This is a genomic window from Paraburkholderia sp. JPY465 (assembly GCF_050436725.1).
Classification (GTDB): Bacteria; Pseudomonadota; Gammaproteobacteria; order Burkholderiales; family Burkholderiaceae; genus Paraburkholderia; species Paraburkholderia youngii.
Genome location: NZ_JBNDMT010000003.1, coordinates 2,684,864 through 2,711,760, shown reverse-complemented (window position 1 = coordinate 2,711,760; position 26,897 = coordinate 2,684,864). Strand labels below are relative to the sequence as shown.

The following is a 26,897-nucleotide window of genomic DNA, read 5'->3' as shown; positions in this document are numbered from 1 at the left end:
AGCTTATTCTATTTCGGCTCCTGCTAAACCGGGGCAAAGCTAAGGCATGCATCCATGCGCGCAGATCACCCTCTGGTTCGCTATGGCGAATCGTTGTTTTTGCATCAACCGTTCCGCCTGTTGAAGGGCGTTGCAGGCGCATACGTCGCCTATCCGATTGCCGAAAGCCGGGAAAAGCGCAGCGTGCGGCCGAAGATCGCCGAACTCCGTCGGCACTACCAGCTGCCATTCGAAGCGCGGCGCCGCATCGCGCTTGAGCGCCTCACATCGATCCTGCAATTCGCTGGCGAGCACGTTCCTTACTATCGCGATCTGTTTCGCGAAAAGCAGTTCGATCCCATCAAGGCAGGGAAGGACCCGCGCTATCTGGAAGAACTCCCGTATCTGACCAAGGACGTCATTCGCGAGCAGGGCGCACGCCTGTTCTCTCGCCCGCTTGAAGGTACGCGCCATCACGCCTGCAAGACCGGCGGTTCGACGGGATTGTCCTGCACGATCTTTTACGACCAGGAAGCCGCCGACTATTCGTCGGCCGTCACGTTCTACGCGCGACGCCGCGCAGGCAAGCGCGGTTACCGATCCGAATTGCATTTCGCCTGCCGGTTTCCCGACGAGGTCGTGCCCCAATGGCCATCGCGCGAGGATTTCAAATGCTTCGCGATGAACCGCAGCAACATCTTTTTCGATCGGATCGATGACGAAGGACTCGAGGAGATGTGGCGCACGCTCAAGCGACGCAGGCCTTATCTCGCGCATGGCCACCCGTCGACGATGTACGCGCTCGCATGCTATATCGAGCGCAAATACCAAACCGGCAAAGCCTTCGAAATATTCGAATCCAGCGGGGAGCTGCTCGAGGCGCATCAGCGCGAAGTGATCGAAAGAGCGCTGCGCTGCCGCGTGATCAATCGCTACGGTCTGGCAGAGCTGGGCGTGATGGCCTACGAGCTCGATGGACACCAGAACGGTTTCCAGATCCTCGAATCCGAGGGGTGGCCGGAAAACCGTCCGGTCCCCAGCGATGCGGGCGACGGCGCGGACGGCAGGAATGAACTGGTTTTCACCGGTTTCCGAAACCGCCTGATGCCGCTGATCCGCTATGCCACGGGCGACCTCGCGACCGTCGAAGAACGCAGCACCGGTCTGTTCCTGACCGACGTCGTCGGGCGAATTCACGATGTGGTTCCGATCAACGGCGTCGCACATCCGACGCACCATATTCAGGACATGCTCGACCATCGCGTCGGCGGCATCCAGGAGTTCCAGATCGACCTGCGCACTTCTCCGCCGACACTGCGCATCGTGCTCGAACCGTGGGCGAACGAGGAGGATACGACGCGCAAGCTGAAGGGTTACTGGAAGGACGCCTTCGCGATTTCGTATGTCGGTCACGGCGAACTCCTTCGCGTCGGACGCCGGGCCAAATTCCGCCATGTGGTGACCGCATGATCGGCGTACTCCACTCCTGCGCCTCGAAGGAAGCCGGCGAGTATGTGCTGGCCGCACTGCGCCGCTCGGTCAGCTCGACCGGTGCTCGCGCCATTTCGCCGGGCATGTTGCGCGATCTTGGAGCGACGATCGTTACGGCCGTCGACGTTCCCGATGCATGGGGCGATGCGCTGGTGCAATGGTTGGGCAAACCGCGCAACAAGCTCATCGTATTCGGGCGGCTGCCTCTTTCGCTGGCAAGCGAGCTCGGCTGCCAGGAACGCCCCTGGCCGGACGGCTTCCAGCAGGCAGCGCGCAGTCCTTCGGCTCCCAGTCGCGAGACCGCGCAAAGCCGCGCCGTCGTGCGTTATACGAAACGCGCGTCGCAACTTGGCGGGCGCGCGTGGCTCCGGCCGTTCGAGCGCTTTGACTTTACCGACGAGTGGAACAACCTCGGCTTCGGGGCCATTCGCGCAGACGGCTCGATTTGGGCGACCAGCGCACCGATCGACGCGCCGCAAGATTGCCGTCTCGCTTCGGTGGATATCGACGACGAGCGCGGTTTTACCTATGCCGCGCTGTGGGAACGCCATGCCGCCAGCGTGTTGTGGTTCAACCGGCCAGTTGGACCCATCGATTCGTTCGAATGGCGCCTGGTCGAAAACTTCGTGTCATCGCATCGGAGCGATCGAACCGCATGCCAGCCTGTGCTCACAGAGATTCCTTGGGGCCACGATGCGGCAATCACTTCACGACTCGATTGCGACGAGGACGTCGAATCGGCACGGCCGCTGTGGAATGCGTACCGCCGTCTCGGCGTTCCGTTCTCGCTGGCCGTGCATACGAGCAATCTCGGCAACGAGGCTAATCACAGAATCCTGCGCGAACTGGCCGCCGATCCGCTCGCCGCAATCCTGTCGCATACAGCGACGCACGCGCCCAACTGGGGCGGCTCTTTGGAGGCCGCACTGGTCGAAGGCAGCGAATCCATGCGGCTCATTGAAGAGGTGATTCGCAAGCCGGTGCGGTATGCCGTATCGCCCTTTCACCAAAGTCCGCCCTATGCGCTCGCGGCCCTATCGGATGCGGGCTACGCCGGCTGTATCGGCGGCATCATCCGCAACGACCCCGAGTTCCTGATAGCCCGTGGTGGTGGCCTTGCAGGCCTTCCCGCCGGGTTCATCGGCCATAGCCAGCAAACGATGCTGCATGGCGACTGCATGCTGGCTTCGGGCGACCCGCTCGCGGTATTCAAACAGGCTTTCGATCTGGCCTTCGACAGTCACACGCTATTCGGCTATCTCGATCATCCATTCTCCGAGCGGTATCAATATGGCTGGCCAGACGAGGATGCGCGAATCGAGGCGCACCAGCAGTTCATCGCTTATATGCAGGCGCGGGCTCGCAAGCCGCTCTTCATGCACGAAGACGACGCAATGGATTTCCTGCGCGCGAAATCGCTGGCCAATGTGATTGCCGATGACGGAGCGTGGCGCGTGCAGCTTTCGGCGGCGGCGCCGACGCCGTATGGCATGACGCTCGAATGGCAGGGCGAATCGGTGCAAGCCTTGAACGGGACACGCCTGACATGAAAATCATGGTCGTCATGGGGACGCGCCCCGAAGTCATCAAGCTGGCGCCCGTCGTCGCGGCACTGCGCAAGCAGGTCGATACGATCGTGTGCGCGACCGGCCAGCATCGCGAAATGCTCGCGCAGGCACTGGATTTCTTCGGCATCGTGCCCGATGTCAGTGTGGAAACGATGAGCCCTGGCAGTTCGCTGAACATCCTCTCGGCGCGTCTGCTCACGGAAATGGACGAGGTATTCTCCCGCGTGCGGCCTGACTGGGTCGTCGTGCAAGGTGATACGACCACGGCGTTTTGCGCGGGCCTCGCGGCGTTTCACCGGGGCATTCGGGTCGCCCACGTGGAAGCCGGCCTGCGTACCGGTGACCTGCAGAACCCGTTCCCCGAAGAAGCCAATCGGAGTCTGCTTGGCCGCATCGTCAGCCGTCATTTCGCACCTACGCAACTCGCGCGGCAAAATCTGCTGCGCGAAGGCATCGACGACTCGAAGATCATGGTGACCGGAAATACCGTCGTCGATGCGATCATGATGGCGCGCGATTCGTGGCAGCGCGCATCGCAGAGTCTGGTGCTGCCTGCGGGCGGCGAGGCAGGCCGCGAGACGATCCTGGTGACGTGTCACCGGCGAGAGAATTTCGGCGACACGCTGCTGGGGATTTGCCATGTGCTACGCACGTTGTGCAGCCGATACGGGCAATACCAATGGGTTTTCCCCGTCCATCTGAATCCCGCCGTGCGTGAGCCGGTCATGCAAGAACTCGGCAACATTCGCAATCTCGCACTGATCGAGCCCGTCGATTACCCGTCCAGCTTGTACCTGATGAGCCGCAGTGCGCTGGTGATCAGCGATTCGGGCGGCATCCAGGAAGAGGCGCCGACCTTCGGCGTACCCGTCGTCGTGATGCGCAGTCATACCGAGCGAAGGGAAGGCGTCGATGCCGGCTTCTCGACGCTTGCCGGTCAGCGTCCGGAAAGCATCGAAGCCGCGGTGATCGACTGGCTCGACGATCCGGAGCGGCGCCGGGCGCTGCGCAACCGGCCGAATCCGTATGGAGATGGTCGCGCCTCCGAACGTATGGTGGCGAGCCTGTTGGATCATGCAGTCGAGGCCTTCAATGGGTGAGGGCGTGCACGCCAGGCGGCGAACGACCGATTGCATTCTGTTTTCGACCGCCGATTGGGACGAACCCTACTGGACGAACAAGCAGCACACCGCGCATATCCTCGCGCAGAATGGCTGGCGCGTGCTGTATGTGGAAAGTCCGGGGCTGCGCTCGCCGAAGGTGTCGAGCGGGAAGGATTGGGCAAGAATCTGGCGGCGGCTGTGGAGCGGCTTGCGTTCGAATTTCGTTGCGCCACCGCAGCGCGAGAAAAACGTCTGGGTCCTATCGCCACTGATGATTCCGGCCAGGCATCACATGCCGATGTTCCGGATGTTCAATCAGGCCTTGCTGAAATGGAGCATTGCCCGGTTCACGCGGAAGCATCGGTTTGCCGATCCGCTCGTCTGGACGTATCACCCTTTCATGCTGGGCGCGATCGAAGACTTGCCGCATGGCGCCTTCGTCTATCACTGTGTGGACGATCTGGCGGCCATCCCGGGCGTCGACGTCGAGGCTTTCGATGTCGCGCAGCAGCAATTGTTGGCGCAGAGCAAGGCCGTTTTCACCACGGCAGTCGCGCTTCGCGATCACTGTCTGCGCTACAACGCCAACACTCATTACTTCGCGAATGTGGTGGATGCGCGCCATTTCGGGCGAGCATTCGAAGGAAGCGAACTGCCGCCCGATGTCGCATCGATCCCCGCCCCCCGGCTGATTTATCACGGTGTGCTGTCGGACTTTAAGGTCGACTTTCCGCTGATCCACGAAGCGGCGAAACGGCGACCGGACTGGCAGTGGATTTTTATCGGTGAAGAGCGGGAAGGTCAGCGAAGCGAAATGGTTGCGCGGCTCAGGGCGCTGCCGAACGTTCATTTCCTGGGGTATCGGAGCTATCAGCAACTGCCCTCGTATTTGCGAGGCATGAACGTCGGCCTGCTGCCGACGCTGCTGAACAATTACACCCGGTCGATGTTTCCGATGAAGTTCTTCGAGTACCTCGCGGCCGGGCTGCCGGTCGTCGCGACGCCGCTCGACTTTACGAAGGAACGCCTCGCGGGGCTGGAGGTGGGCGGCTCGCCCGAAGCGTTCATCGCCGCTATCGAGCGGCAGTTGCAACGCGGCAGGCTCGATCCCGTGGAGGCGCGCCAATACGTGGGCGATAATACCTGGGATGCCCGAACCGCTAAAATGCTGGATCTGGTATGGGCCGAGCCGGTCGAGTCGAGCACCGACCCGTTGGCTGGCGACATTAAATGGAGCGTTGAATGACCGATTCGCGTGTACTTATTACCACTTATCCGGCTGCGTTCTTGCATCGCGGCGGCGGTGAGCTCGAACTCGTCGACCTGATGGTGAACCTGCGGCAGCTTGGTGTGCGAGCGGACCTGTATGGCCCGACGGCCCAACCGCTGAACAAATACGACGTCGTGCTGCACTATTCCGTTATCCCAACCGGCATGGAATTCGTTCGCGAAGTCAAGGCGGAGGGCAAGAAGCTCGTGCTGATGCCGAGCCTGTGGTGGTCGAAGGAGCCGTCGCAAGGGGAGAAGAATTCCGCCGCGGCGTTCTTCGCTCTGGCCGACATGATCGTTTTCAAGTCGAAATCAGAGTTTGAGAATGTCAACGCGCACGTTCCCGTCGACCAGTCGAAAGTCGCGTTTTGTCGTTGGGGCGCTGATTCCTGCTTCGAAGAGCTGATCAGCGGCGATCTCTTCAAACAGGCTTATAAGGTCGACGATTATCTGCTGTCGGTCGGTATCATCGAAGAGCGTAAGAACCAGCTTGCGGCTATCCATGCTCTGCGCGACTCCAGAATTCCGCTCGTATTCGTAGGCGACTACCGCGACCGCGAATATTACGAAGCTTGTGTGAAAGCCGCGCCGGCGCACTTCAAGTTCCTCCCGTACCTGGCGCCGAAGTCGGAAATTCTTCGCTCGGCTGTGCGCGGCTGCAAGGCGTTCATCGAAGTGTCGCTCGAGCCCGCCGGCTTCTCCGCGTTCGAGGCGGCGCTGGCACGCGTACCGATGGTGCTGTCGAGCGGGCCGTGGACGCAAGAGCATTTCGGCAACGAACTGGTTCATCAGGTCGATCCGATGTCGACCGAATCGATCCAGAAGGGCGTCGAAGCGGCGCTTAATACGCCGGTGTCGCCCCAGTTGCAGCGCAATGTACACAACCAGTACCTGATGCCGCAATGTCTGGAGCCGTTGGTCCGGGTCTTGCGCGTGCGGTCTTAACCGCGTCTTCAATTCATTCGGCACGGGCTGCCGTGCATCAGATTCATATGAGCGACCAGACAGACGTACGCCACTTCAATTTCCACGCTGACAAGAGGCTGGTTAGCGAGGTCATTGTTCAGAAGGATTCCCTGCGTCATCTCGACGAAATGGGCGTGTTCAACCACATCCGGAAAGAGTCCAAGCACCTGCTGGTGACGGACAAGAATGTGGAAAAGCTGTACCTGCGCCGCGTGCTCGAAGGAATCGAGCGCTCGGGGCGGTCGGTGCGTACGTTGGTCGTGCCGGCAAGCGAAGCCTCAAAGAGCTTCAAGATCTACTCTCAGCTGGTCGAGAAGGCGCTCGACTACGGATTCGACAAGCATTCCGTGATCTTCAGTCTGGGCGGCGGCGTGGTGAACAATCTCGCGGGCTTTCTCGCCTCGACGCTGTATCGCGGTATCGGCCTCGTGCATTTTCCGACGAGCCTGCTGTCGCAGGTGGACGCGGCGATCGACTTCAAGCAGGCGATCAACTTCGATCACGGCAAGAACCTGATCGGCAGTTATTACCCGGCGTCGAAGATCGTGGTCGATCCGCTCGTGCTGCGAACACTCGACGTTCGTCTGATTCGCGACGGCCTTGCCGAAACGATCAAGCATGCGATCTGTCAGGACACCAAATTCCTGTCGTACCTGATGTCCAACAGCGAGCATCTGGTGGATCCGGACTTCCTGACCGAAGTTGTAAAGAAGTCGATTGAACTGAAGCTCGAGGTGATGAGCGGCGATCTCGATTCGGATTACGATGAAACGCTCAAGCAATACGGGCACGCGATCGGCCATGCCGTCGAACACCTGTCCGAGGGCGACGTGTACCACGGAGAGGCGATATCGATCGGCATGTGCGTATCGGCGGAAGTGGCATTGCTGCTCGGCTTGTCCGACGAGGAAACGGTCGAGCTACATTACGACGTGTTCCGCCGTATGGGCTTGCCCACCACGGTACCGGAAGCTTTCTCGCTGTCGGATCTATGGGAAAAAATCCGCTATGACAAGCACTTTTTGAGCGGCAAGGCTTATATGGGTCTCGTCCGGACGGCCGGCGTCATGGCGCCGACCAACAATGGCAACTTCGGTCACTACATTGAGCAATCCGTGATCTTCGAAGCCATCGAAAAGAATCGCCAGCAGGGCCAGCGCGACGCACGGCGCGTCAGCTAACTGCGGTCGACGGGTTGTGCGCGAGTCCGGCATCGAGTCACACGCGATGCCGGACTTTGCGTAGATGGGGGCGACAACCCAGATAGACGATGGATTCCTTTGGGGACAACGTCAAGCACACTATTGATACGAACGGTTCATGCGCCATCGACTATATTTTGACGTGACCGAACTTGCCGGCTTCGACAAGGGCACGGGCATCCAGCGGGTCACGCGGGCATTGCTTCAAGCGTTGAGGCAGCGACCTCCGAAAGACTGGAAAGTAGTGGCCGTACGTGGCGACGGCTCGAGCGGCCGGTTCGTGACGGCGACTTCTCTGGCTGAGCACCAATTGACAGGGCAACCGGAATCGCCCGACGAAATTGCGATCGAGCCCGCTGCGGGCGACATCTTTCTGAGCGTCGACCTCGCGTACAACATCACGCGGTCGTTGCGCGAGGAACTGGTTCGTTTTCGCTCGCACGGAGTCGGCATTTACTTCGTCGTCTACGACCTGATACCTCTGATGTACCCAGAATGGTTCGAAGGGACGAATGCCTGGTTCGAAGGCAATGACTACCTGCAGCTTTTCAACTACTGGTTCGATTGCGTCAGCGAGGAAGGCGATGGACTGATCTGTATCTCGGAGTCGGTGCGAACCGACGTGCAGGCATGGATCAGGCAACATCCGTTGAGGCGCCCCGAGCCGCCTCAGCTAGGTTACTTCCATCTCGGTTCAGACATCGCGGAAAGCATTCCCTCGACTGGACTGCCAGCAGAAGCTGGCGAAGTACTGGCGCGCCTCAAGTCCGCTACGACTTTCCTGATGGTGGGCACGCTCGAACCGCGCAAAGGGCATGAACTGGCGCTCGATGCGATCGAGGCACTGTGGGCCGAAGGCAAAGACGTCAATCTGGTCTTCGTCGGGCGGGCGGGCTGGAAGATCGAGCGGCTGATCGAGCGGCTCAAGACCCATCCGCGCCTGGGCAGGCAGTTGTTCTGGCTCGACGGCATTAGCGACGAGTATCTGAGAGAAGTGTACATGGCGTCGTCGGCGCTGCTTGCGCTGTCGTGCGCCGAAGGCTTCGGCTTGCCGCTCGTCGAGGCCGCGCACTACCGGCTTCCGTTGATCGCCCGCAGCATTCCGGTGTTCCGCGAAATTTGCGCAGATGCGGCGACCTATTTCACCGGTTCGTCGCACACTGAGTTGCACGCGCTGCTTCAGCAGTGGATCAGCCAGCGCGCGAACGGCGAGATACTCTTTCCGGACAACATGGAAGTGCTGTCGTGGCCCGAGTCGGCGATGCAGTTGATGCGCGCAGTCGGAAAGATGCGCGGCGACGAATTTTTCTGGAGTATCGGAACATGACGAAACGCATTCTCGTGACAGGTGCGAGTCGCGGCATCGGGCTGTCGATCGCGCAAACGCTGGCAGGGAAGGGGTATGCTCTGGACCTGTTGACGAGCAGCGAAGCATCGGCAGACGCACTTCGCGGCGAGCCGTTCGTGACCGATATGCAGGCGCGCGTTCATGCGCTGGATCTTGCCGACGCCCAGGCGGTCAGTCGATTCGCGAGCAGCTGGCGGGATGAACTGTGGGCCATTGTCAATAACGCCGGGATTTGCAAGACCTTCGGCCTGCTGGACAGTGGCGACGATCCGTTGGACGAAGTATTGGGCACCAACCTCATCGGCCCATATCTGCTGACGAAGGGCCTGATCGCTCGGCTGGCGCGTCCGGGACGTATCGTCAACATTGCATCGCAACTTGGGCAGGAAGGCCGGGCCGGCTATTCGGCCTATTGCGCGTCGAAGTTCGGCCTGATCGGCATGACGAAATGCTGGGCGAAAGAGCTGGGCGCCGAAGGCATTACCGTGAATGCTGTGTGTCCGGGTTGGGTGGGCACGGAGATGTCATTCAAGGATATCGAACGGATGGCTTCCGAACGAGGTATCAGCGCGCAGCAGTTTTATGAAGAAACCTGTGCGCCGCTCGAGTTGAAGCGGTTCAATACGCCAGCCGAAGTGGCCAACCTGGTGGCGTTTCTTGTTTCGGATGAGGCATCGGGTGTGACGGGGCGTGACTGGTTGATGCATACGGTGTGGAACCAGTCGTGATTCTGCAAATAACAATTGTTGCGTCTCGTGACGCGTTGACTCGGGACAATGAATGAAAGCGCTTTTCTACAACTACCCTTGGGCGATGGACGTCCCCGGCGGCGGTGAGCGGCAGATGGCGGCGTATGCGCATCACCTGCCGCGGTTCGGCGTGCAGGCCGATCTGTACGACATGTGGAACCCCTCGTTGGATGACTATCAGATCTTCCACGCGTTCTCGGTCATGCCCGGCGTTGTCGAAATGTGTGATTTCGCGAAGAAGCGCGGGCTCAAGCTCGTCGTGAATCCGAACCTGTGGATCACGCGCGAGACGAAAGACGACTATCCCTATGCGGCGATATGGAATATCCTGGAATTGGCTGATCGGGTGATCGTCAATTCGCACATGGAAGGCGACGCGTTGAGCGATGTTTTCGGCATCGCGCGCGAAAAATTTCATTGCGTGTACAACGCCGCCGAGGCGGATTTTCTCGTGCCCGCCGACACCAACGTGTTTCGCGAAGCTCACGATATCGATGGCCCGTTTGTACTGAATGTTGCGAATCTCGAGCCGCGCAAAAACCAGCTCGAGTTTATTCGGGTGTTGCGCGAAGAGCGGCCTGACCTGCAGTTCGTCATCGCCGGGGCCGCGCGCGACAAGCAATACGCACGTGCCTGTATCGAGGCGGGTGGCGATCAGTTGAAAATCGTTGGAACGCTTCCGTACGCGTCGGAGATGTTGCGCTCGGCGATGGCCGGTTGCGAGTTCTTCGCCATGCCGAGCCTGCTCGAGACGCCGAGCATCGCTGCGATTGAGGCCGCTGCGCTGGGCGCCAAAGTGCTGCTGACGCAAGTCGGCTCCACGACAGAATATTTCGGTGACTCCGTCACCTGGGTCGATCCGAAGTCAAGAGACTCGTTGCGTGCGGGGATTGCTGCGGCCATCGCATCGTCGCCGGATCGCTCGATATGGGCTGCGCGCCATCGTTTGCTTTGGCCGCTCGTCATGCCTGAAATCGTGCGTTGCTACCGGTCACTGCTCGGATAATCCATCCTGCTCGCGAAGAAATAACTGTGAAAATCGTACTAGACCTTCAAGGTTGTCAATCGGCCAGCCGTTTTCGTGGTATCGGTCGCTATTCGCTCGCGCTCGTCAAGGGTGTGCTACGCAACCGCGGAGACCATTCGATCAAGTTGCTGCTTAATGGTCTATACACCGAAGGACTCGACGAGCTGCGCCAGCAGCTGCAGGCCGATGTGCCTGCCGAAGACATCATCGTTTTCGATGCTGAAGGTCCTGTTGCCGCATTCGATACGGCTAACGAGGCCCGCGCGCGTCTGGCGGAGTTGGCCCGCGAGCGTCTGATCCAGTCGATCAATCCGGACGCGGTGTTCCTCACCAGTCTGTTCGAAGGTTTCGTCGACGACGCGGTAACTTCCGTGGGCTTGCTCGGGGATGGTCCATTCACGGCCGTGACCTTGTACGATCTGATTCCCTATTTGAATCCGGATCCTCACTGGCCCGCTCACTACAAGAATTACTACGATCTCAAGATCGAATCGCTAAGACGCGCAGATCTGCTTCTGTCGATCTCGGATTACGCGCGGTTGGAGTGCCTTGGCGCACTGCCGGAGATGGAAGGCCGAATTGTGAACATGTCGACAGCTTGCGACAGTATGTTCACACCGGGAGGGTTTGCGCCAGGCGAACTTGCTGCGCTACGCGACAAGTTCGGTCTTGCCGAACGGTTCGTCATGAGCGCCGGTAATCTCGAACCGCGCAAGAATTTTGCGCAACTCGTCCGGGCCTTCGCATCGATGCCGGCCGAGCTGCGCAACGGGCGTCAGGTCGTCCTCGTCGGGGGCGCCGACGAAGAGCGGATCAGACAGATCGAGACTCTCGCCGCGGAAGTCGGGCTCGAACCGGATCAGCTGCGCGTACTGGGGCATGTAACGGACCAGGACCTGCTTTCGCTGTATCGGGCATGCGAACTGTTCGTCTTTCCGTCGTTTCATGAAGGCTTCGGGCTGCCGCCGCTCGAGGCGATGGCGTGCGGTGCGGTGGTACTCGGCTCGAATGCGACGAGCGTACCCGAGGTCATCGGGCGCGAAGACGCGATGTTCGATCCGGCGTCGCTTTCGCAGCTTCGCGAGTTGATGACCAAAGCGCTTACTGACGACTCGTTCCGCCAGTCTCTGCGCGCAAGCGCGCTTCAGCAGGCACAGGAATTTTCGTGGGACAAGACGGCGCAGCGCGCCTTGCGCGCGATCGAGTCGGGCGTGGCCGCGCAACTCGAACGTCGTGCACACGATGCGCGGCGCGGTGCCGGGCAGCCCGGTGCCGCGACGCCGGTGGGTCGGCCACGCCTTGCGATGGTGTCGCCGCTGCCGCCCGAACGCACGGGCATTGCCGATTACGTGTCGGAATTATTGCCGACGCTCGGCGAGACGTATGAAATCACTGTGATTTCGGATCAGCAGGGAGATGAAGTTTTGCCCGGCCCAGCGGGCGAGATCTTCGACGTCAAGCCTATCGCGTGGTTCGAACAAAACGCGGACCTGTTCGATCGTGTCGTGTATCAGATGGGCAATTCGCCATTCCACGAACACATGTTCGATCTGATGCGTCGCTATCCCGGCGTTGTCGTGGCGCACGACTTCTATCTGAGTTCGCTGGTGCTCTGGATGGATATGACCGGTCGCGAGCCGGACGCGATGAAGCACGCGCTGGTCCGTTCGCATGGCTACGGCGCGCTCGAGCAGTATGCGCGCGAAGGCGGCCAGGCCGCGAAGCGTCAGTGGCCCTGCAGCGTGGACGTGATGTCGAACGCGCTCGGGGTGATCGTTCACTCGAACTATAGTCGTGAACTCGCCGGCAGTTTCTATGGCAAAGCGTTCATGGGCAAGATGCGCGTCGTCCGTCAGCATCGAGCGGCTGTCGACACCACGCGGCGAAACGAGGCACGACGCAAGCTCGGCCTTGCCAGTGACGATTTCGTCGTCTGCGCGTTCGGCTTCATGGACTTCACGAAGCTGAATCACACGTTGCTCGAAGCGTGGGATCGTTCGGCGCTCGTCAAGGACAAGCATTGCAAACTGATTTTCGTCGGTGGCCGCGAAGAGTCGGACTACGGCCTCAGCATCGACGAGACGATCAGCCGCAGTGAAGGTGCATCGCGCATCACCATCACGGGGTTCGTCGACCACGAGTCGTTCGTCGACTATCTGTCGGTTGTCGACGTGGCGGTACAGTTGCGCACGTGTTCGCGTGGAGAAACGTCCCGCACCGTGCTCGACTGTCTCGTGCATGGTGTTTCGCTGATCGTGAACGCGAACGGTCCAATGGCCGAGTATCCCCATGACACGCTGATCAAGCTCGACGACGAGTTCAAGACCGGCGATCTCGTCGCCGCGCTAGAACGCCTGTGGCGCGACGCGTCGCTGCGCGAGCGGCTCGGCGCACGAGCGAAAGAGTACATCTACGACAATCATGAGCCGCACAAGACCACTGCTGGCTATGCGGCGGTGATCGAGCATGTGTACGAGACGCGGGCGCTTCAGCAGACGAAGCAGACCGCGACCCGGTTCTGGCGTCAGTTCCCGCCTTCCGCGGCGCTGGACCGCCATAGCGTGCAGGTCGCCACCAATCTGCTTGCGTCGCCCGTCAAGCCGAGCATCTACCTGGATATTTCGGCGACCGCTCGCAACGATCTGAAGACCGGCATCGAGCGCGTGGCCCGCTCGCTGCTGCGCGAGTTGCTCGTGACCCCGCCGAACGGCTACAACATCGTTCCCGTGTATCTGAATCAGGAAAACGGCCGCTGGCGCGTGCGGAAGGCGCAGACGTACCTGTCGAAGCAGCCCGGTTACGAGCTTGTCGATCCGATCGACGAGCTCGTCATCCCCGCACGAGGCGATGCGTTGATCGCGCTCGACCTGTACTCGGACGGTGTCGCTGCCGCGGCTGGGAACGGTCTGTATAACTATTGGCGCTCAGCGGGAGCCCAGATCGGGTTCGTTGTACACGACCTGTTGCCAGTTACCCGTCCCGAGTTTTTCCCGCCGTGGGCGCATGACACGCATAAGACGTGGGCTGCGACGATCTGCGCTAACTCCGACATGCTTTTCTGCATCTCCGAACATGTGCGCAAAGACGTCGCTCAATGGCTGGCCGATCACCATGCGTCGCAGGCGCGCAAGCCGGTCCTGCTGGTGTCGCATCACGGTGCTGATGTCAACGCATCGTTCCCGAGCTCGGGTCTGCCCGACGACGCGGAGGCGACCCTGGAGCAGATGAAGCTGCGTCCAACGTTTCTGATGGTCGGCACGATCGAACCGCGCAAAGGGCACTTGCAGGCGGTTCAGGCTTTCGAGCAGCTGTGGAAGGCGGGGGTGGACGTCAATCTCGTGATCGTCGGTTACGAGGGGTGGAAGTCGTTGCCTGCCAGCGACCGGCGCACCATTCCCGCGACGGTCGAGGCGATCCGCAACGCCCCGGAACTCGGCAAGCGCCTTTTCTGGCTGGAAGGCATCAGCGACGAATATCTCGAACGGGTCTATGCCGTTTCATCCTGCCTGCTATCGCCGTCGGAAGGTGAGGGGTACGGTTTGCCGCTGATCGAAGCTGCCAAGCACGGTCTTCCCATGATCGCGCGTGACATCGAGGTTTTTCGCGAAGTCGCGGGCGACGCGGCTTTCTATTTCACCGGCACGCAGGCGGCGGATCTCGAGCAGGCCATTCACCGCTGGCTCGAATTGCACGCGCAAGGCAAGGTGCCGGACCCGCGTCGTCTCACATTCGACACGTGGGCGCTGAGCGCACAACGCTTTGCTCGTCTGGCCGCGGCGCAATTGCAGCAACGCGCGTAGCCGCATGTCGGCAGTCTTGCGCGACAGGATGTCCGGTCGTGACCGTGCGGTGGAGAACGCTGCCCGGGCTCGGCCACGTTCTCGCGAATCCACGAGCCCGCTCTTTTACCGGCTGGGCGACGAAATCCACCAGACCACGCGACGACGGAATCGGACGCCCAGCGCGGAGCGCTCCGTAACCATGCGTGTCTGCCGCGCGAAGGAAGCCGTATGAAGGCGCTGCATATATACCGCACTTATTTTCCCGATCCCCCTGGCGGCCTTCAGGAGGCGATCCGGCAAATCAGCCTGGCGACGAAGGCGTGCGGCGTCGAATCGAAGATATTTACGCTTTCACCTCAGCCTGTGCCGCGCGAACTGACGGTTGCAGAAGGGCAGGTGATTCGATCCAAATCATGGGCGGCGCCCGCGTCTTGCGATCTTGGCGGTCTCGATGCGTTCCGGCAGTATCGTAGGCTCGCGGACTGGGCCGACGTTCTGCATTTCCATTTCCCCTGGCCGTTCGGCGATGTGTTGCGCATGATGGGCGGCAGCGGCAAACCCGCCGTCATGACGTATCACTCCGATGTCGTCCGTCAGCGCTTCCTCGGCTCCATATACGGGCCGTTGATGGCGCGCATGTTGTCTTCGATGTCGGCCGTCGTCGCGACCTCGCCGGCTTACGCGAAATCGAGCACCGTACTGGCTTCGCTGGTCGCGCCGCAGCGGCTGCAAGTCATACCGCTAGGGATCGGCGACTACGCGAACAGCGATTTCGCCCAGCGATGCGGACCGCAAACGCTCGCCCGCATGGCACTCGGCGATAAACCGTATTTTCTTTCGCTTGGTGTACTGCGCTACTACAAGGGTTTGCACACGCTGATCGAAGCCGCGCCCTTGATTCCGGCAACCCTGGTAATCGCGGGATCGGGGCCAGAGATGCAAAACCTGAAGAAACTCGCGGCGGATGTCGGTGCTTCCAATGTCATCTTTGCCGGCCAGGTCAGCGAAGAAGAGAAAATCGCATTGCTGAAGGGGTGCCGTGCGATGCTCCTGCCTTCGCACCTCCGCTCGGAAGCGTTCGGGATGGTGCTGGTCGAAGCATCGATGTTCGGCAAACCCATGGTTTGCTGTGAGGTCGGTTCGGGCACGTCGTTTGTGAACGAGCACAATGTGACTGGTTTCGTCGTTCCGCCCGAATCTCCGCGTGAGTTCGCCGCGGCTGCTTGCCAGTTGCTCGCCGACGAAACATTGGCTGGACAGATGGGACTGGCGGCGCGGGCCCGTTATGAGCGGTTGTGTTCAGCGCCCGCCCTAGGCCGCGCGTACCGACGGCTGTACGACCAGGTAGCGACCGCTGAGCGAGTGTGAACCGGATCGGGAGAGACCGCGTATGGGTTGCTGTTCGATCGGGTGCATCCGCACCGAACCCGGAACTGTTCTGCCGGCCGAAACGACGCCGATGCGCGGATCATAGCCCGCGCATACCTTACGGCGTGCAGAGGTTCGTGCCGGACCACCTTATTTTGCGCATTCCACCATGACTCACACCGTACTCATCACTGGCGCGAACGGTTTCGTCGGTCATGCCGTTTCGCGTGCTCTCCTGCAGCGCGGAGACGCCGTCACAGGCGTCGTGCGCCAGCCGGGCACTACTTGCGACGGAGTGCGCGAGTGGGTTCTCGAAACCAGTGACTTCCTGGAGGTCGGCAGTCGCTGGCCTGCGGCGCTCGTTCCCGATACGGTGGTGCATCTGGCAGCGCGAGTGCACATGATGCGCGACACCAGTACCGATCCACTGGCCGCCTACCGCGAGACCAATGTTGCAGGGACGTTGCGTGTTGCCAAGGCAGCGCTCCACGCCGGTGCGCGCCGGTTCGTATTCGTTAGCAGTATCAAGGCGATTGGCGAACGCGATGAGGGCCGTCCGCTGCGCGAGAGCGACGAGCCGGCCCCATGCGATCCTTATGGTGTATCCAAGCTCGAAGCTGAACGGGCGCTTTTCGCCTTGTCGCGTGAAAGCGGACTGGAAGTGGTCGTGGTGCGCCCGCCGCTGGTTTATGGGCCGGGCGTGCGGGCGAATTTCCTGCAGCTGATGGATGCAATATCCCGAGGTCTTCCACTGCCGCTTGGCGCGATTACCGCGCGGCGCAGCCTCGTGTTCGTCGATAATCTCGCCGATGCGATCGTCCAATCCGTGACCGATCCGCGCGCGGCGGGGGAGACGTTTCACGTGACGGACCGGCACGATTTGAGCGTCGCCGAACTGGCTCGCATGCTCGCGACGCAACTTCACGCGCCGTGCCGTCTCGTGCCTGTGCCGCCAAGCGTCCTGCGCATGCTGGGCAAGATTAGCGGGCGTTCCGCGCAAGTCGACCGGCTGATCGGCGAGTTACGGCTCGATAGCTCGCACATCGGTAAGACGCTCGGCTGGTATCCGCCGCACACTGTCGAACAAGGACTGTTGCAAACTGCAGCATGGTATCGGGCGACGCGCTGAAAATCGCTGCTGGCGAATCTCGATTCCACCACCTTCCCAGCGCTCCCGTTAACGGCCGACATTTTTTTCCGCCATCCGTCGTCCGGCATCACTTGGCCACAAGCTGAGAAAGGCGCGAGTCCGGGTCGGCATAGATGAGTATGTCGTAACCGTTCACGCGCTTTAGCACAGAGGGCTGGCCGAACTGCGCGATAACATCGGCTGTGGTGTAGTTGTCCGGATTAACCGTGTCGACGAGGATGAATCGCTTCCCGGTGGGAGATCCGTACCACTCGTGCCGCGATAGCCACAAGTATGGCCGGATCAAGCCATCCGCACCTTTTATTACGGCGCGCGTACGCACGGAGTTGCCTGACGCGAGCGTGGTCGACGAGGCAGACCAATATGGCCCATACCCGTCAGTCAAGCGATTCTCTTGAAGCCACGCTGCAAGACCCTGGATTGCAGGGCCAAAGTAAGTCGGGTTTTCACGCGCTACATGGAGCGTTCCCCAAAACGATCCGGCCGACAATATGCCGGCAGCAACGATTAGCAATCGTCCCAAAGTGCTGCCGCCAAGCAGCTTTGCACCTACGATCGATCCATACACCAACGTCGGCAAAAGATAGCGATACGACGTCAGGTTCTGCATCTGGTCGCTGAGAAGCGCGGCGAGCATGGCGATGACGCTAGACCACGCGAAGCACATCAATAGAAAGTCTGTGTTTCTGAGCTGCTCGAGCCTGCCGGAGAACATGCGTCTGACCATCAGCAGGCTACCAGCGATCGCGGCGACCAGAAATACGACGCGAGCGAACATCGTAGCCGGCGTCGCGGCCAGAGCCTCTCTGAAGCTCATGCCGCCGCTGGGAGCTAGCGGTCTGCCTGTGAAGTCCGCGCCAAAGATCATCAGCAAGCCGCGAGTCACTAGTGCGAAGTTACCCGAAAGCCGTTCGAAATCCGCGAAGGCCGCAGGTTGAGGCGAAATCGCGAAGCCGTGGACCTTTGCCACCACCGCAATGGCCAACCTTCCAATGACGAGGCCGAGCGCCAGTGAAGCGGCGACCCAGACACATTTGTCGCGCTTGACTGCAGCGAGCCAGTGCAATCCGCAAACCACGATTGCGGGTCCGATCGCGGCGGATACGATAAAGGGGTCGCTGAAGCTCCCCATGAACGCGAGCAACGCCAGCCAAAAAAAAATTGCCTTCGAAAGCTGTGGCGCGCACCATTGACGATACGCGAACCAGAACAGACCTGCCCCGAGAAGGATCGTCGTGATGTGCGTGGGTGCGGTGCCGAGAACACGCATCGAGTGGTCGTCGATGACGATTGGAAGTCCCAGGCACACGAACACCGCTGCCTGTTGCCATCGGCTATCCGGGGTGATCTGACCGGTCATCCAGATGCAGGAGCAGACAACAGCTGCCCAGACCATCGCTGGAAAAATAAACAGGATTCGAGGGGTTAACCCCAGGAAGAGAGTCAACACACCCTCTGGAAGCAAATCCGTGAAATAGAATGGGTCGGGGGGGAATTCCCAACCGCGAAGCAGAGGATTGCCGAGCACTATGTCTCGGGCTGCCAACAACGAGTTCACGTCATCGCTGGTTCGTGCCAAAAAATGAAACAGCGAAAAGTACGTTACCGTGAGGACAATGAATGCGGATAGATATATTGGCGAGCGTAAATATCCCCAACGGTTTCGACTGCGAACCATGAACACACCTTTTGAGGTAAGGTTGCGAGACGAACTTTTCGATAGCACATATGCAGCTTGATTGACCGCGAAAACTACCTTTCGTGCTCCGCCATTGAGTATTCCGCTGGCTTATTTCAGGCCGCGCCGGGATGCCGACCAGGCAACGGTCCATTAACTTTCCGAGGATTCTATGGCAATTTTCGACCAGGGAGAACTGAAAGAAATCGACGAGATTCTGGCCTCCATCGAGAACGGAGCCACTCGTGACGTCAACCTGCAGGACCGCTTGGCGAGGATTTCGATCAGAGCTGCCGGCGAACTTCGTACGCTGAACGAGATGGATCCCTTCTCCGACGAGTACCTGACGAAAATTCGCCAAGTTCACGAAGAGATCGTGGGTCAAATGCATACTTTGGAGCCGCGAGCCACGCGTCAGTCGAACCATGAAGGTGAAAGTTCGGGGCCGTATCCATGGGATGCCCGACATCCGAAGTCGGTTGCTGCGATGCTTATCGCATGCGGGTTCCTGATCCAGGTTGCAGACATCCCGCGTCACGGACGCATCCTCGAAGTCGGTTGCGGTACGGGTTCGCTGACCTGGAATCTGGCGCGTAAGGGATATCGAGTCGACGCGCTGGACCCGAGCTTCGCGCAATGCGATTCGGTCGTCGCCACGACCAGGGATCTGCCATTCGTGCCGAATGTCATCGCGTCGACGCTTAACGACTGGATCGATAAACGCCAAAAAAGCTATAAATACGACGCAGTGATTTTTTTTGAATCGTTCCGCCGTATCATGGATCACAAGTCTTGTCTCGAGAAGCTTACGCGAGACGGGCACATTGAAGATAACGCCAAAATCATCATTGCCGCAGAGTCAATTTTTCCGAGCACTTCCGAGCTGCTCCCGTATCCTTGGGGGCCTCGTCTGGATGGCGCATCACTGCGCTCGATGCGCAAATGGGGGCGGCTTGAACTCGGGTTTACACGAAGGTATCTGCAAGACTTATTGGCTCGGGTTGGCATGCAATATAAGCGTCTCGAAACGGACCTGGCCCTTCCGTTATCGCAAATCGTCGTCGGATCGCGCCGCATTCAACGTCCATATTGTGAAGTTCTACTGAAAGACGACTCTCGTCGTTACAAGGCTACGATCGAAGAGGGGTTCAATCTCGCCGCAGAAGGGTTCCCAAGCTTCCTCAAATGGGCCTCTGGCCTCTCGTTCAGGGAGGACTGGGGGCGATGGACGGTCGGCTCTCGCGTTGAGTTGGTGTTTAACGAGCAGTTACCGTCAAACGTGGAAATACTGCTCGAACTTCATCAAGTCTTTGGGCCAAATGTCGGCAAGTACCTCACTGTAGTGATCGACCAGAAGTCTCAGGTCGAGACTCTAAGGATGGTAGAAGACAAAAAGTCATATTCGTTCAGGTTTCGTGACGTAAAGACAAAGATGCTGACGCTGCTGATCCCGTGTCCAGGCAGACCCGGCGGATTCAACCGGTCGATGCAACACAATGAACGCTGCATGAGCGGCGGGAGTGTTGCAAATGAAACAGCGACACCGGATTTACTACAGCGAGAAGCAGAAAGCGCTGATGTGGGAGCGCTGGCGAAAGGGTGAGTCTCTCGAGCATATCGCCCAGCTCTTCGATCGCCACCACTCGTCCGTGCAGCGGATCATCGGCGAAGCCGGTGGAATCCCGCCGGCAAAGCGACATCGTTCGCGGCTGGCGCTAACATTAGCCGAGCGGGAAGAGATATCGAGCGCGCTTGTTGCTGGCGATTCGATCCAGTCAATCGCCAGTCGGCTTGCGCGGGCTCCCTCTACCATCTGCCGCGAGATCAAACGCAACAGTGGGCAGGATGGCTATCGGGCAAGTCACGCCGATCAGCTTGCCTGGGATCGGGCGCAGCGGCCCAAAGTCTGTAAGCTGGTCGAACACCGGATGTTGGCACGCATCGTGGCAGACAAACTTCAACTGGAGTGGTCGCCCGAGCAGATCGCGGGATGGCTCAGGCGCGCGTACCCGGACAACGAGGATTACCACGTGTCACACGAGACCATCTACCGCAGTCTCTTCATCCAGGCCCGTGGTGTCTTGAAGAAGGAATTGCTCGAACATTTGCGGCGTACCCGGGTCATGCGGCGTTCCCGCCATTACACGCAGAAGACGGGCGACCACGGCAGGATCCGCGACACGGTGTCGATCAGCGAACGTCCAGCCACGATCGAGGACCGCGCAGTGCCGGGACATTGGGAGGGTGATCTGCTTTGCGGCAGCGGGAGCAGCCAGATTGCGACGCTCGTCGAGCGCCAGACACGCTATGTGATGCTGGTGAAGATTGCCAGCAAGGACAGCGAGGTGGTTGCCGATGCGCTCATCAAACATGCCTGCAAATTGCCCCAGGAACTCTACAAATCGCTAACCTGGGATCGCGGCACTGAGATGGCCAGCCACAAACGCTTTACTGTTGCCACGGACATTGCCGTCTACTTCTGCGACCCACAACATCCCTGGCAGCGTGGGTCGAACGAGAACACGAATGGACTGTTGAGGCAATACTTCCCGAAAGGTACCGACCTGTCGGTGTATTCACAGACTAGGCTCAATGCTGTGGCGAGACGGCTCAATGAACGTCCGAGGAAGACACTGAATTACGAAACGCCAGCCGAGCGGTTTAACCAAACTATTGCATCGACCGGTTGAATCCGCCCCCAAAGAAGTGCCAGAGTGGGGCAATGAGGACGCCCGCCAGATCGGAGTCGGAATTCGCTCAATTGCGTTCCGCGAACTGTAGCGAATCGTCCGGTGCGGAGAAAAGCTTTTGACTGCAGGCGAGGGGACGTGCACATCATCGCAAAGATGGTATCGGCGATCGACGCCCAAACCTCCGGCAACAGATGGTGGCAGTCTCGTTCGCCGATTTCATCGTTGAGTACCGCTCGAGTCACGGGATCGCGTCTATGTCAAAGCCGGGCGGGTGCGTGGGGATGAACCGCCCCGGGTTTTCCGGAGACTCCACTTCTTGAGAAAATGGAGCTATGGAAAACACGAAGAAGAAATCCCCAAGATACTCGCCGGAAGTGCGTGAGCGGGCTGTGCGAATGGTGCTGGAACATCAAGGCGACCGGGAATCGCAATGGAAAGTGATCGCGTCGATTGCGGCGAAGTTTGGCTGCTCGGGCGAGACGCTGCGTAGCTGGGTGCGCAAGGAGGAGCGGGATCGGGGTTTGCGCCCGGGCACGAGTACGCAGGAGCAGGATCGGCTCAAGGAACTGGAGCGGGAAGTACGTGAGCTTCGGCAGGTCAATGAAATCCTGCGCAAGGCGTCAGCGTATTTCGCACAGGCGGAGCTCGACCGCCGACCGAAGTGATGATCACGTTCATCGATGATCACCGGCACGTCTACGGGGTCGAGCCGATCTGCAGGGTGCTGCCAATCGCACCGTCGACGTACTACACCCATGTGGCTCGCCGCGCCAATCCTGACCTGGTGCCGCCGCGGGCCCAGCGTGACAGGATGCTCAAGGATGAGATCCGGCGCGCGTGGGAAGAAAACTTCCAGGTCTATGGCGCAGACAAGGTCTGGACGCAATTGAAGCGCGAAGGCATTGTCGTGGCGCGCTGCACGGTCGAGCGGCTGATGAAGCAGATGGGCCTGCGCGGCGTGGTGCGGGGCAAGACGGTACGTACGACAGTGAGCGATGGTTCGACGCCGTGCCCGAAGGATCTGGTGAAGCGGCAATTCACGGCCGAACGGCCCAATGCGCTGTGGGTTTCAGATTTTACCTATGTATCGAGCTGGCAGGGCTTCGTCTATGTCGCGTTCATCATCGACGTGTTCGCCCGACGCATTGTCGGCTGGCGCGTGTCGAGCTCGGCGCGCACGGACTTCGTTCTGGACGCACTGGAGCAGGCCTTGTACGAACGACAGCCGGCGCAGCAGGACGGGCTGATCCATCACAGCGACCGCGGCGTGCAATACGTATCGATCCGCTATACGGATCGGCTGGTCGAGGCGGGCATCGAGCCGTCGGTGGGCAGCGTGGGCGACTCCTACGATAACGCACTGGCTGAAACGATCAACGGCTTGTACAAGGCAGAGGTCATCCATCGCCTCGGACCGTGGCGCAATCTGCAGGCCGTTGAAATGGCGACGCTCGAATGGGTGGACTGGTTCAACAATCGTCGGCTCTTCGGCCCCATCGGCAACATTCCACCCGCGCAGGCCGAAGCCGCTTATTATGCAAATCTCGCTGGGTCTGCCGCCGTGGCATGACTCAAGCAAAATAGTCTCCGGGAAACCCGGGGCGGTTCAGGACTTCGGGTGACGCCATATTTGCGCTTCTGCTTATAGAGAATCGTTGTCTAGCTCTGATCGTATACAAATACTTACACCTCAGGATTGCAAATGAGTCTACAAAGCAGGAAGGTACGCATTGTTGATGCCATTTTCGACATTACTGGCGACAGCGGCTATCTCACCAGCATGGGCGACACATTCGAGCCGGCGACGCTCGACGTGCTGCACTCCCTGGTTACCAACGAGTCGCATGTTATCGACGTAGGCGCGAACATCGGATTTACGTCCATCGCTTTTTCTACATTCTGCCCAAACGGCAAGATTGCCGCCGTTGAACCTGTGCCTCGAACTTTCGAGCTATTGGAGAAAAACCTGTCCGCAGCTGGAGTGACTAACGTGTCGCGTCTTAATTTCGCGTTGGGCGCGCAGGCTGGCGAATTGAAAATGCAGGGAAATCCTGACTTCCTGGCTGGATCGTTCGTTGCCGACAAGTTCTCGATCAACGACGGCATCCATTTCGTAGACACTGTGCCGGTCTATCGTCTGGACGAAGCATTCGAATCCATGGGCCTCGCGCGTGTTGACGCGATGAAAGTCGATGTCGAGGGTTTCGAGCTCGATGTCTTCGAAGGCGCCCGCGCAACCCTCGAAACTTTCAAGCCTCTGGTGTTCATGGAGATGAATCACTGGTGTCTTTCCATGTTTCGACGAATGACTATTCCAGATTTTCGCGAACGGCTCCTCTCCATCTTTCCTTACATCTACGCCATCCACGGTTTGGAAGCGTGCGATATGCGCGTCGAGAATGTCGCCTATTACGTCGCTCATGAGCACCTGACGCAGAACAAATTTACCAACCTCATTGCCGGGTTCGACAAGGATCGCGTCGCTACGGCCATCGAACGATACAAGGAGCGGCGCGCTGCCCATTTGCCAGCGTGGGCGGGGCTTTTGCCGCATGAGATCGATGCATTGATCGCTCGAGCGAAAGCCGCGGAAGAACGCGCGAGGATTTATGAGTACCGTTCCGAAGTGCTGGAGAAGGTCGTCAATGACAAGGAGCGATTGATCTGGGCACTTGAAGAAAAGCTCGCTCGGAAATAGACCAGACTGCGCCGGCAACTCCAGCGCGAGTGCCGAATGAGCGGGGCGCCGCGAAGACCGTGCGGCGTTCTGAATGGCTGAATAGAACCCGCCGTCCGTGCGACTTAACTCATGAGCAGAAAGGAGCACCCATGACTCTCTTTAATCAAGCCGAATTCGCAGAGTTGGATCGCATGCTTGCAGATGTCGAGCATGCTGCTCAGGATAATGCTGATCTCATTCGGCGCTTGGCGGCGTTTTCTATCTCACCCAGTGGCGATCTTTCTGAAATGAAACGCCTCGACCCGGTTTCCGATACTTATATTGCCCGTGTGAAATCGGTACACGAGGAAATCATTGGTCGGACGCATGACGCCCATCTCGAAGGGTTGCCGGACGCGAACCTCAATCCGGAGCATGAACGGGACTGGCCGTATCCTTGGGGTACCAAATCCGCAGGGACCGTGGGTATATCGCTGATTGCATATGGGTTTCTTATCAAGGTCGCCAACCTTCCGCCGAGCGCGCGCATTCTTGAAGTGGGTTGCGGTGTGGGTTCGCTGACCACGAATCTGTCGCGCATGGGATATCGCGTCGACGCTCTCGATCCGAACGAGTTGCAGTGCAAGATCATTCGCGATGCAACGAAGCACTATCCCGAGCCGCCAAACGTCATCGCGCAAACATTGGACCAATGGTTAGCGTCCAGGACTGCAAACTACAAGTACGACGCGGTTATCTTTTTCGAGTCGTTCCATCACGTCATCGATCATCGAGACTGTCTGCGCGAAATGCTCATTAATCACCTGGAGCTCGATGCAAAGATAATACTGGCGGCGGAACCTATCCTTGAACAGGAGAACTCGCTGCTTCCCTATCCTTGGGGGCCGCGCCTCGACGGGGAGTCCTTGCGGGCGATGCGCCGCTGGGGCTGGCTCGAATTGGGATTTACGCGTGCGTATATCAAGCGGCTATTCGACGATTTCGGGCTTTCCATCGAAACGTTCAGCTGTGTCGACGCGCTCCCGCTTTCTCAAGTCGTCATTGGCCAAAAGCCTCTCAATACCGTCAATCGGACGATTGATAACGGGAGCCGCTATGCCGCTGCGCTGGAGGATGGAATAGCTCTATCCATCGACGGAATGCCAGCCTATGTCTCCTCGTTTTCGGGACTCTCGGTAGCGGAAAGTTGGGGACGATGGACTATCGGCGATATCGTGAAGCTTGAATTTACGCACAAGCTGCCACGCGACTTTGCGCTCAGGTTGGAACTCAAGAGCGTCTTCGGTCCCAACGTGAGAAAAGACCTGCAGGTACGCGTCGGCGCAAAGACGTCCGCTAAGAAGCTCGCGCCGATCGAAGAGGCGACGACCTATGAATTTTGCTTCAACGATGTGGACGCAAATGCGCTGGAGTTCGTCATTCCCCATCCTTGCCGGCCGAAAGATCTGCCTGGGCTCGGCATCGAAGATCCCCGCCGCATCGGAATCGGCATCGAATCGCTAACTATCATGCCGCGATAATCCACTCTGCGAGCGCTGCGAGAGGCCGTTTGGCTGTCCTGGTTGCGCAAGGGAGAAGCATGACCGCAAGTCCTCTTTCACCGAGTAGGCGCAGCCGATCCCGCGGAACGCGCGCCGCCCGATGCGCCAGCGCGGGCGAACGCGTTGCCGAACGGATTTACGTCGGTCCTCCATGAGGCGACGCCGAGTTGCACTTGCTTTAGACGACTATGCTTCGATTAGGCCAAAGAGTTCGTCAAAGCTTTTTTCCCACGTTTGTCGCTCGAACCACTGTGGAATCTGCGCTTCATAGGCCTTCAGTCGTTCGGGGTCGTCGATCAGACCGCGAATCACCCTATAGGCCTGGCCCGTGTCGTACGAGTCGAACATCAGCGCAGGGAACGGATTGATCTCCGGAAGGCTCGTGTTGTTCGAGGTGACGCATACTTTGCCGTAAAACAGGCTTTCGCTCGCAGGCAAACCCCATCCTTCGGCATGCGACGGGAATGCCGTAAACATGCAGCCTTTCAGCAAGCCGACCAGCTGTTCGTCCGTGATGCCGTGACGGATCTCGATCAGATCCTTGACGAGCGGGTCATGCGAAAGCAGATAGACGAGATCGCTCGCCAGCCATCCCGCGCGACCTACCAGAACCAGCTTTGGGCAGCGTTCAGCGAGGTCTGCCGCAAGTTTTCGCCAGACGTAGTACAGCAGCAGATGATTTTTTCGTATCTCTATCGTTCCAACGCTGAGCACATATGGCCGGTCGATGTCCGGCGCGACGCCCGTCTGGCCCATATCGTTGCCGCTCTTCATCACGACCGTCTCGGCCCGCGGTGCCAGGATGCTGCGCACATCGCGGGCTGTGCTATCCGATACACAGACGTACCGGTCGACGACAGTCGGAAGCAACCTGAGGAATTGAGCCGCACGGTTGCCGAATTCCTGCTCGAAAAACATCGGCGATTTGATCGGGATCAGGTCGTGGACAAGATACTCGAAGATCGTACGCGGGTGCTCACGCCTCAATTCGGCCATACAACCATAGTACGGCGCGTGGTCCCAGCCGACTTCGCAAAAGAAGATCCGATCGCCTTCCGCAAGCTGCGATGTGAGCGGGTGACCTGCGGGGCAGCGGTCCGCGTTGAACGGTTCGTCTCCAGCGGCAAGCCGCTTGAAGTACGCGACGTCCCGGATGGCAATGAACGATTCTTCCGTGCGGTGGTAGTAAAAATACCGCACATCGTCGCGACGCAAGCTTTGCAGGAAGATGTTTTGCGTGACGCGCGGGATGCCGTGCGGTTTTGGTCCCCAGTGCTCCAGAAGTGAGACTTCAATCCACACC

At 59.4% G+C, this 26,897-nt stretch carries 19 protein-coding genes and 1 other annotated feature; of the genes, 17 read left to right on the top strand and 2 right to left on the bottom strand.

Annotation, left to right across the window (positions count from 1 at the left end):
• Positions 1-54 precede the first annotated feature (54 nt).
• The 12 genes from QFZ94_RS27155 (at position 55) to QFZ94_RS27100 (ending at position 16,981) form a co-directional block, all read left to right on the top strand.
• On the top strand, positions 55-1,449 hold the full coding sequence (locus tag QFZ94_RS27155; RefSeq protein WP_368585873.1) for a phenylacetate--CoA ligase family protein: 1,395 nt from the start codon (positions 55-57) through the stop codon (positions 1,447-1,449).
• Positions 1,446-3,020: a polysaccharide deacetylase gene (locus tag QFZ94_RS27150; RefSeq protein ID WP_429460725.1), complete on the top strand. Its 1,575-nt coding sequence runs from the start codon at positions 1,446-1,448 to the stop codon at positions 3,018-3,020. The genes QFZ94_RS27155 and QFZ94_RS27150 overlap by 4 nt, the downstream gene beginning before the upstream one ends.
• Positions 3,017-4,138 carry a non-hydrolyzing UDP-N-acetylglucosamine 2-epimerase gene (gene wecB / locus QFZ94_RS27145; protein WP_368585875.1) on the top strand — a complete coding sequence of 374 codons (1,122 nt, stop codon included), beginning with the start codon at positions 3,017-3,019 and terminating at the stop codon, positions 4,136-4,138. The genes QFZ94_RS27150 and wecB overlap by 4 nt, the downstream gene beginning before the upstream one ends.
• On the top strand, positions 4,131-5,387 hold the full coding sequence (locus tag QFZ94_RS27140) for a glycosyltransferase (protein ID WP_368585876.1): 1,257 nt from the start codon (positions 4,131-4,133) through the stop codon (positions 5,385-5,387). Before wecB ends, QFZ94_RS27140 begins: the two co-directional genes overlap by 8 nt.
• Positions 5,384-6,355, top strand: a complete 972-nt coding sequence (locus QFZ94_RS27135; protein WP_152850832.1) for a glycosyltransferase — start codon at positions 5,384-5,386, stop codon at positions 6,353-6,355. The genes QFZ94_RS27140 and QFZ94_RS27135 overlap by 4 nt, the downstream gene beginning before the upstream one ends.
• Positions 6,356-6,402: 47 nt before the next feature.
• Positions 6,403-7,557: a 2-deoxy-scyllo-inosose synthase gene (locus tag QFZ94_RS27130; protein WP_368585877.1), complete on the top strand. Its 1,155-nt coding sequence runs from the start codon at positions 6,403-6,405 to the stop codon at positions 7,555-7,557.
• A 139-nt stretch (positions 7,558-7,696) separates the two neighbouring features.
• Positions 7,697-8,905, top strand: a complete 1,209-nt coding sequence (locus QFZ94_RS27125) for a glycosyltransferase family 4 protein (RefSeq protein WP_429460721.1) — start codon at positions 7,697-7,699, stop codon at positions 8,903-8,905.
• Positions 8,824-9,654 (top strand): SDR family NAD(P)-dependent oxidoreductase, encoded by an 831-nt coding sequence (locus QFZ94_RS27120; protein ID WP_368624235.1) that lies wholly within the window; start codon positions 8,824-8,826, stop codon positions 9,652-9,654. The genes QFZ94_RS27125 and QFZ94_RS27120 overlap by 82 nt, the downstream gene beginning before the upstream one ends.
• A gap of 115 nt (positions 9,655-9,769) precedes the next feature.
• Positions 9,770-10,681 (top strand): glycosyltransferase, encoded by a 912-nt coding sequence (locus tag QFZ94_RS27115; RefSeq protein ID WP_429460719.1) that lies wholly within the window; start codon positions 9,770-9,772, stop codon positions 10,679-10,681.
• Between the two features lie 26 nt (positions 10,682-10,707).
• Entirely contained in the window at positions 10,708-14,502 is a 3,795-nt protein-coding gene (locus QFZ94_RS27110) for a glycosyltransferase (RefSeq protein WP_429460717.1), read from the top strand.
• A 210-nt stretch (positions 14,503-14,712) separates the two neighbouring features.
• A complete protein-coding gene (locus tag QFZ94_RS27105) occupies positions 14,713-15,852 on the top strand; it encodes a glycosyltransferase (RefSeq protein ID WP_429460715.1) in 1,140 nt (379 codons plus the stop codon).
• A gap of 169 nt (positions 15,853-16,021) precedes the next feature.
• Positions 16,022-16,981: a UDP-glucose 4-epimerase family protein gene (locus QFZ94_RS27100; protein ID WP_152850826.1), complete on the top strand. Its 960-nt coding sequence runs from the start codon at positions 16,022-16,024 to the stop codon at positions 16,979-16,981.
• A gap of 88 nt (positions 16,982-17,069) precedes the next feature.
• Here QFZ94_RS27100 and QFZ94_RS27095 read toward each other — a convergent pair whose 3' ends face one another.
• Positions 17,070-18,530 (bottom strand): hypothetical protein, encoded by a 1,461-nt coding sequence (locus tag QFZ94_RS27095; RefSeq protein ID WP_429460712.1) that lies wholly within the window; start codon positions 18,528-18,530, stop codon positions 17,070-17,072.
• Between the two features lie 322 nt (positions 18,531-18,852).
• On the opposite strand from QFZ94_RS27095, the gene QFZ94_RS27090 reads away from it, so the two are divergent.
• The 5 genes from QFZ94_RS27090 (at position 18,853) to QFZ94_RS27070 (ending at position 25,573) form a co-directional block, all read left to right on the top strand.
• On the top strand, positions 18,853-20,283 hold the full coding sequence (locus QFZ94_RS27090) for a DUF7024 domain-containing protein (RefSeq protein ID WP_429460710.1): 1,431 nt from the start codon (positions 18,853-18,855) through the stop codon (positions 20,281-20,283).
• Positions 20,210-21,370 (top strand): IS30 family transposase, encoded by a 1,161-nt coding sequence (locus QFZ94_RS27085; RefSeq protein ID WP_429455971.1) that lies wholly within the window; start codon positions 20,210-20,212, stop codon positions 21,368-21,370. The genes QFZ94_RS27090 and QFZ94_RS27085 overlap by 74 nt, the downstream gene beginning before the upstream one ends.
• Before the next feature lie 335 nt (positions 21,371-21,705).
• Positions 21,706-22,943, top strand: a protein-coding gene (locus QFZ94_RS27080) for an IS3 family transposase (protein WP_429458928.1) whose coding sequence is annotated in 2 segments (ribosomal slippage) — positions 21,706-22,009 and positions 22,009-22,943 — 1,239 coding nt in all. Because the reading frame shifts where the segments join, the coding sequence is not laid out codon by codon here.
• Positions 21,996-22,112, top strand: a sequence feature (AL1L pseudoknot). It overlaps the preceding gene by 117 nt.
• Positions 22,944-23,075: 132 nt before the next feature.
• A complete protein-coding gene (locus QFZ94_RS27075) occupies positions 23,076-24,071 on the top strand; it encodes an FkbM family methyltransferase (protein WP_368585886.1) in 996 nt (331 codons plus the stop codon).
• Positions 24,072-24,202: 131 nt separating this feature from the next.
• Positions 24,203-25,573: a DUF7024 domain-containing protein gene (locus QFZ94_RS27070; protein ID WP_429460708.1), complete on the top strand. Its 1,371-nt coding sequence runs from the start codon at positions 24,203-24,205 to the stop codon at positions 25,571-25,573.
• A 207-nt stretch (positions 25,574-25,780) separates the two neighbouring features.
• Here the strand turns inward: QFZ94_RS27070 and QFZ94_RS27065 are convergent, their stop codons facing one another.
• Positions 25,781-26,896 carry a glycosyltransferase family 4 protein gene (locus QFZ94_RS27065; protein WP_368585888.1) on the bottom strand — a complete coding sequence of 372 codons (1,116 nt, stop codon included), beginning with the start codon at positions 26,894-26,896 and terminating at the stop codon, positions 25,781-25,783.
• Position 26,897 lies beyond the last annotated feature (1 nt).

Excerpts from the sequence above, each read along its gene's own strand:
- QFZ94_RS27130 (WP_368585877.1), top strand. The coding sequence starts at position 6,403 with ATGAGCGACCAGACAGACGTACGCCACTTCAATTTCCACGCTGACAAG.
- QFZ94_RS27075 (WP_368585886.1), top strand. The coding sequence starts at position 23,076 with ATGAGTCTACAAAGCAGGAAGGTACGCATTGTTGATGCCATTTTCGAC.
- wecB (WP_368585875.1), top strand. The coding sequence starts at position 3,017 with ATGAAAATCATGGTCGTCATGGGGACGCGCCCCGAAGTCATCAAGCTG.
- QFZ94_RS27115 (WP_429460719.1), top strand. The coding sequence starts at position 9,770 with ATGGCGGCGTATGCGCATCACCTGCCGCGGTTCGGCGTGCAGGCCGAT.
- QFZ94_RS27150 (WP_429460725.1), top strand. The coding sequence starts at position 1,446 with ATGATCGGCGTACTCCACTCCTGCGCCTCGAAGGAAGCCGGCGAGTAT.
- QFZ94_RS27125 (WP_429460721.1), top strand. The coding sequence starts at position 7,697 with ATGCGCCATCGACTATATTTTGACGTGACCGAACTTGCCGGCTTCGAC.
- QFZ94_RS27105 (WP_429460715.1), top strand. The coding sequence starts at position 14,713 with ATGAAGGCGCTGCATATATACCGCACTTATTTTCCCGATCCCCCTGGC.
- QFZ94_RS27090 (WP_429460710.1), top strand. The coding sequence starts at position 18,853 with ATGGCAATTTTCGACCAGGGAGAACTGAAAGAAATCGACGAGATTCTG.
- QFZ94_RS27085 (WP_429455971.1), top strand. The coding sequence starts at position 20,210 with ATGAAACAGCGACACCGGATTTACTACAGCGAGAAGCAGAAAGCGCTG.
- QFZ94_RS27135 (WP_152850832.1), top strand. The coding sequence starts at position 5,384 with ATGACCGATTCGCGTGTACTTATTACCACTTATCCGGCTGCGTTCTTG.
- QFZ94_RS27100 (WP_152850826.1), top strand. The coding sequence starts at position 16,022 with ATGACTCACACCGTACTCATCACTGGCGCGAACGGTTTCGTCGGTCAT.
- QFZ94_RS27140 (WP_368585876.1), top strand. The coding sequence starts at position 4,131 with ATGGGTGAGGGCGTGCACGCCAGGCGGCGAACGACCGATTGCATTCTG.
- QFZ94_RS27070 (WP_429460708.1), top strand. The coding sequence starts at position 24,203 with ATGACTCTCTTTAATCAAGCCGAATTCGCAGAGTTGGATCGCATGCTT.
- QFZ94_RS27155 (WP_368585873.1), top strand. The coding sequence starts at position 55 with ATGCGCGCAGATCACCCTCTGGTTCGCTATGGCGAATCGTTGTTTTTG.